The sequence below is a fragment of the Spirosoma soli genome (assembly GCF_042684525.1).
GTDB classification, from domain to species: domain Bacteria; phylum Bacteroidota; class Bacteroidia; order Cytophagales; family Spirosomataceae; genus Spirosoma; species Spirosoma soli.
Genome location: NZ_JBHULN010000049.1, coordinates 1 through 1,254, shown reverse-complemented (window position 1 = coordinate 1,254; position 1,254 = coordinate 1). Strand labels below are relative to the sequence as shown.

The window sequence follows — 1,254 nt, the reverse complement described above, 5'->3', positions numbered from 1 at the left end:
CCGATTTCTATGGCTTAAACAAACGAAGGGGTATAAAATTTATCATATTTTTCGCCCCGGCGAACTACGGCATAAATTCGATGGATGAGCTTATTACGAATGGCGTTGAGCACTAACATCTTGTTTTTGCCTTCGGCTACTTTACGTCGATAGTAGTCCTGAAGTTCGCCTTTTACTTGAATTGCAGACATGGCAGCCATGTGGAAAAGAGATTTGAGACGCTTACGTGCATGCTGGCTCACCCGCGTTTTGCCTCGTACACTCGTGCCTGAACGGTATTCGAAGGGGGCAACTCCAGCGTGGCAAGCTAACTTCTTGGGGTCGGTGATGGCTTTGAACTCATCGGTGGCCAAGATCACTTCCGTGGCGGTACTCACACCAATGCCGGGAATGGAAGTCACCAACGCAAAGAGTTCTTTGAGCCGATCATCTTGGTCAATGAGCTGAGCGATCAGTTTCTCGACTTGAGCCAGATCCGCAGTAATGGCTTTGAGAGAGGCCTGGCAGTTTTTTACCAACTGCTTTTGCTGAGCAGACTTAGTAAATCCAGCTTGCTCATCAATGGGCTGTTGGAGTTGAGAACGCACTAATAGCAGTCGTTGGCGTAAGGCGCTTAGGCTGGTCAAGTCTTGCAGCAGTTGACGCGGTGGTTGCCAGAGTCGTAGCCGATCACGAAAGCGAAACGCGTATTCAGCGATACGAACGGCATCAATCTGATCGGATTTGCCCCGTTGCAAACCGCCGGCTTGCTTGATCTGTAAACTACTTTCCAGCCAAAGGGGAAAACCAGCCGCTGAAAGCAGAGAAAGAATCAAGGCGTTATAGATGCCCGTGTGTTCGGAACAGGTAATACTGGTTTGAGAAGCAAAGTCAGGAAGCGCTTTAATGAGTTTGAGCGTGGCCTTGATCCCAAGTTCTGAATTGGGAGATTGGGTTTGGAGAACAACAGTTTTGCCATCAAAGACAGCCCAGTCTAGAGTAGCTTTTGATACATCAATACCAATGTAGTAGTGAATATCCATGAGACAACTTAATTTTAGGGTTGAACGATTAGCTTGCTGGTTTACTCGATACCTTGCTAATGGGTCTGCTCACCCGCATTTCTATTCGAGTCTTGGCAAGCACTACGGACTGGCCTCTGAATCGGCCCATGGGTCTGCAGCCCAGCCGAGCGATAGGATGTGCCAGTCCGTTTTACTTGCTGGCAAGCTACTCCATTCTTGGAATAATCTCACCCCACAAACCTAAAGGCCG

1 protein-coding gene is annotated in these 1,254 nt (G+C 48.6%); it reads right to left on the bottom strand.

All coding sequences use genetic code 11. The annotated features are described in order from the left end of the window. Positions 1–14: 14 nt before the first annotated feature. Positions 15–1,022: an IS110 family RNA-guided transposase gene (locus tag ACFSUS_RS29010; RefSeq protein ID WP_381528787.1), complete on the bottom strand. Its 1,008-nt coding sequence runs from the start codon at positions 1,020–1,022 to the stop codon at positions 15–17. Positions 1,023–1,254 lie beyond the last annotated feature (232 nt).